The 4,860-nt window shown below is 38.6% G+C and carries 3 protein-coding genes; 2 read left to right on the top strand and 1 reads right to left on the bottom strand.

All coding sequences use genetic code 11. The features are described 5' to 3' along the window. Positions 1-93: 93 nt before the first annotated feature. A complete protein-coding gene (locus H6G41_RS34160) occupies positions 94-558 on the bottom strand; it encodes a zinc ribbon domain-containing protein (RefSeq protein ID WP_190752796.1) in 465 nt (154 codons plus the stop codon). Positions 559-634: 76 nt separating this feature from the next. Between H6G41_RS34160 and H6G41_RS34165 the strand changes: the two genes are divergently transcribed. Together H6G41_RS34165 and H6G41_RS34170 are read left to right on the top strand one after the other, a co-directional pair. Continuing rightward, complete coding sequence (locus tag H6G41_RS34165; protein ID WP_190752798.1) at positions 635-1,549, top strand: tyrosine-type recombinase/integrase; 915 nt, start codon at positions 635-637, stop codon at positions 1,547-1,549. A gap of 119 nt (positions 1,550-1,668) precedes the next feature. After that, the gene (locus H6G41_RS34170; protein ID WP_190752800.1) at positions 1,669-4,644 is read left to right on the top strand and encodes a Tn3 family transposase; all 2,976 of its coding nucleotides are present in this window, start codon (positions 1,669-1,671) and stop codon (positions 4,642-4,644) included. The last annotated feature ends 216 nt before the right edge of the window (positions 4,645-4,860 follow it).

Here is a 4,860-nt window from a genome sequence, read left to right on the forward strand (position 1 = left end):
GGGGAAGAGCTGGCGAAGCTGTCACCAAGTGCAAACTAAACAGTTTAGTTTAGAGAGCAGTCTGGAAATCAAGGGATGAAACTTTGTTAGCACCTAAGTTTTAGCTTTATTGACACTGCTTTTATAAGGATGACCACAGATTGGACAAAAGCGATGTCTAGTAGACACCACCAACTCACCACAATTGGTACAACTAGCCCGTAACTGTGTACCACAGAGATAACAAAACTGAGCTTTAACATTTTGCCACATAGGGTCAGCAGCATGACCCGGACTCCAACACTGCTGACAAAATTTCACACCTTGCTGCCGTTGAACCTCTTGTCCCTTACTTACAGCTTCTAGGAACTCCTGGGGTACGCCCAAAGCCACCGCCAGCCCGCGCAGAGTTTTTTGGTTGAGTTTGGTGGTCAGCCCACGCTCAATCTTGCCAACTGAGCGAGAATGAATTCCGGCCGCCTGCGCCAACTCAAACTGAGTCCAGTGTTTAAATTTCCTGATTCTCACCAAATAGTCAGCAAGGGATTCTCCAGGTTGCGGGGTTTGAGAAGTATCCATAAAAAGCTGTCAATATTTACTTCAAAAGATATATAATTTGAGAACAAAAAACCTGGTTGTAATCACACAATTTAAGGTGAAAAAAGCTGTTACATTAGCCACAGTAGCGACGGAATTTTTAGAGCGGCCTGGACTAGCACCAACCACCAAGGAGACATACTCTGTAACGCTCTCACCTTTGCTTTGTGAATACGGAAGTTGGGCAATAGAAATCATCAGTAAGCAAACAATAGTTGAGTATTTAAATAGTCTCTCGCATTTAAAATACACAACACATCACAAGCATCAAGCAATACTACAAAGTCTACTAAATTTCGCGGTAGAGCAAGGTTATATAAAATTTAACCCCATTCGGGGATTAAAACAGCGGACTTGTGACCGAGAAAAAGGCGAGCATAAAAGTGACGATACAATTAGATATCTAACACCATCACAGCTAGAAATACTGTATAAAGCTGTAAAATCTGACTTGCGACTCAACGCCATAGTACATATCTTGCACCGCACAGGATGTAGAATTGGAGAGCTTTTAGCACTCTCTTTATCAGACATAGACTTGAAAAATTGGAAATTTCAAGTATTAGGAAAAGGGAATAAACAGCGTTGGTGCTTTTATAGTGAAGATGCCGCATCAGCACTCTTAAACTACCTCAATCACTCTCGGCATAAACAATCAGAGGCTTTATTTACAGCACAGCATCCAGTTACTTTAAAAGTCAGTCGCCTCAGCTATTACACCTTGCATGACTATTGGCAAGAAATTACCAACCAACATCAGGAACTTAACGGGGTACGCATCCACGATTTACGTCATACATTTGCTACCGAGCGTGTAGGCATCATCAGCATTGAACAACTGCGTGCGCTGATGGGACATGAAAGCATTCAAACAACTTTACGTTACTCCAAAGTCACATCACAAAAAGCCGAATACTCTGCACGGATGGCGTTTGATGTGCTGCTCAATTCCAATAATTCTACTCTTAAGTAACCAGCCTTTTTACTTGGCAGTACAGCAATATTATCAGCACTAAAAACAGATATTGCATTTGTAAATAGCTGTGTAGCCCAAAGAAGATACAATACTTTGGGTTAAGTGAGTGAGGGATGATGAAACGAAACTGGCAACCAGAAGAACTGGTAGAGTGTTGGACGCTTCTACCAAACGAACTAGAGCTATTACTGCATAAAAAGCCTCAAAATCGCTTAATTTTTGCTTTATTACTCAAATTTTTTGAGTTAGAGGCGAGATTTCCTGAATCAGTCCACGAGATTCCCTCTGTTGTTGTTAAATATATTACACAACAACTCAAGATTTCACCCAGTATTTACTATGAATGTAATTGGCAAGGACGGTCGATAATTTACTATCGCAAGAAAATTAGAGAATTTTTTGGATTTCGAGAAGCTAGTAAAAAAGACGCTCTTCAATTAACTGACTGGCTAACAGAACAAGCATTGATTTACGAATTAAAATATGAACAACTTAAAAGTGCAGCTATATCTCGTTTAAGAGAATTAAAAATTGAACCACCTACTCAAAGTCGTCTAGAACGTATCACTCGCTCTGCTCTGTCTAGTTTTGAGGATAAATTTTTTCAAAGAACTGTTGCTCAGTTGTCTAGTAAGACTAAAGAGCAAATAGATAATTTATTCAAACCTCAAAAAATTGCAGAGCAATCATTAGAAGTAGTATCTCAGTTAGATATTGATGACGAGGCGTTATCGGTCTGGAATGAATTAAAATTAGACCCAGGCCGGATGGGTGTCGGAAGTTTTCAAAAAGAAATAGAGAAATTATCAATTTTGCGTCAACTAGATTTACCTCCAGATTTATTCACTAACATATCTGCGAAAATTTTACAACAATATAAACAGCGCGTAGTTGTTGAGTATCCCAAAGACTTGCGCCGTCATCCTGAACCCATTCGTTACACTTTAGTTGCTATTTTTGCTCTTTTAAGAAGTCAAGAAATTGTAGATAATTTAGTAGAGTTGATTATTCAAATCGTACATCGTATAGGAACAAAAGCTGAAAAACGTATAGACCAAGAATTGCTGAAAGACTTTAAAAAAGTCAATGGCAAGACTAATTTACTATTTCAAATAGCAGAAGCTTCTTTACAACAACCAGATGGCGTTATCAAAGATGTTATTTTTCCAGTTGTGAGTGAAACAACGCTTAAAAATTTAGTTAAAGAATACAAATCAACAGGTAATGTTTACCGCGAACGAGTTTATACTGTTATGCGCTCTTCTTATGGCAGACATTACCGGAGAATTTTACCATTAATTTTACAGCAACTGGAATTTCGCTCCAATAATGAGGTTCATCGCCCAGTAATTCAAGCACTAGAATTGCTCAAAAAATATGCTCACAGCAACCAACGATACTATGACTCAACAGAAGATATTCCTATTGAAGGTGTGTTGCGTAGTGGTTGGTTAGAGTTAATTTTGGAAAAGAATAGTGATGGGGATATCAAAGTAAATCGGATTAATTATGAATTAAGTGTACTGCAAGCATTAAGAGAGAAATTAAGATGTAAAGAAATATGGGTAGTTGGAGCCTATCGTTATCGTAACCCTGAAGAGGATTTACCAACGGATTTTGAGTCCCAACGGACTGAATATTTTCAGGCGCTAAAACTCCCGGACGATGTTGAAGAGTTTATTACTGATTTACAGCAGAAAATGCAATCAGCCCTGAGTCAATTAGAATCAGGATTACCAAAAAACAAGTACGTCAAAATTAAAAACAAAGGAAAATCGAAAATTTGCGTTTCACCCCTCAAACCTCAAAGTGAACCGCTAAATTTATGCCGCTTAAAAACCGAAATCAATCGCCGTTGGCCGAAGACTAGTCTTTTGGATGTCCTCAAAGAAACAGATTTACGGGTAAATTTTACTGACCATTTTACATCAGTTTTAACTAGAGAAGTCTTGGACTCTCATCTCTTACAAAAGCGCCTGTTACTGTGTTTGTATGGTTTGGGAACAAATACTGGACTGAAGCGTTTAAGTGATGAAATAGGAGGCAGTAGTTATCAGGAGTTGTTACACGTTAAACGTGCTTATATTCACAAACAACAATTACGCAATGCTATTACCAATATTGCCAATGCTATTTTTGGAACCAGATTAAAGCATATTTGGGGAGAAGGTACGGCGGCTTGTGCTTCTGATTCTAAAAAGTTTGGTGCTTGGGATCAGAATTTAATGACGGAGTGGCACATTCGCTATGGTGGGCGTGGTGTGATGATTTATTGGCATGTTGAAAAAAATTCTGTTTGTATCTACTCACAGCTAAAAACCTGTTCAAGTAGTGAAGTGGCAGCTATGATTGAAGGTTTACTCCGCCATTGTACCGAGATGAAGGTCGAGAAAAATTTTGTGGATAGTCATGGACAAAGTGAGGTGGCTTTTGCTTTTTGTCATCTGCTAGGTTTTCAGTTAATGCCACGTCTCAAACGCATTAATGTGCAAAAATTATATTTACCAATTAATGGAAGTGGTAGTGATTATCCTAATTTACAACCTGTTCTCACTCGGTCAATTAACTGGGATTTAATTCGTCAGCAGTATGACCAAATGATTAAGTATGCCACTGCACTTAGGTTAGGAATGGCAGAAACAGATGCTATTTTAAAGCGTTTTACTAGGGAGAATTTATTACACCCTACTTATCAAGCACTATGTGAGTTAGGGAAAGCTGTCAAAACCATTTTTCTCTGTCAATATCTGCATTCAGTAGAACTGCGTCGAGAAATTAATGCTGGATTGAATGTCGTTGAAAATTGGAATAGTGCTAATAGTTTTATTTTTTATGGTAAGGGTGGAGAAGTTGCTACTAATCGCTTAGAAGATCAGGAGTTGTCTGTTTTATCCTTACATCTGTTACAAATTTCTTTGGTGTATATTAATACATTGATGATTCAGCAGGTGTTGTCACAACCGCAATGGATGAAGTTGATGAAAAAACAAGACTTGCGGGCGCTTTCACCTTTGATTTGGCTGCATATCAATCCTTACGGTACTTTCAACTTGGATATGAATGAACGTTTGCCCATTGAGTCTGTTGCGTAAACACTTTTGTGCAACCATACAACTCTCCCAGTCGCTTTTACCTTTTTAATCAGGCGAGTGCATCAAACACTGTTTTGGAGATCGCCCCAAAACTGGCGTTGATTGATCATATCCCAATAAATCGCCTTGAATAAAGATAAACCTCTATGGTTACGCTTGGTTTTTAAACTAAACTGTTTAGTTTGCACTTGGTGACAGCTTCGCCAGCTCTTCCCC

The sequence above is a fragment of the Tolypothrix sp. FACHB-123 genome (assembly GCF_014697075.1).
Taxonomy (GTDB): Bacteria; Cyanobacteriota; Cyanobacteriia; order Cyanobacteriales; family Nostocaceae; genus Aulosira.

Coding starts and splice junctions, on each gene's coding strand:
- H6G41_RS34170 (WP_190752800.1), top strand. CDS start 1,669: ATGAAACGAAACTGGCAACCAGAAGAACTGGTAGAGTGTTGGACGCTT.
- H6G41_RS34160 (WP_190752796.1), bottom strand. CDS start 558: ATGGATACTTCTCAAACCCCGCAACCTGGAGAATCCCTTGCTGACTAT.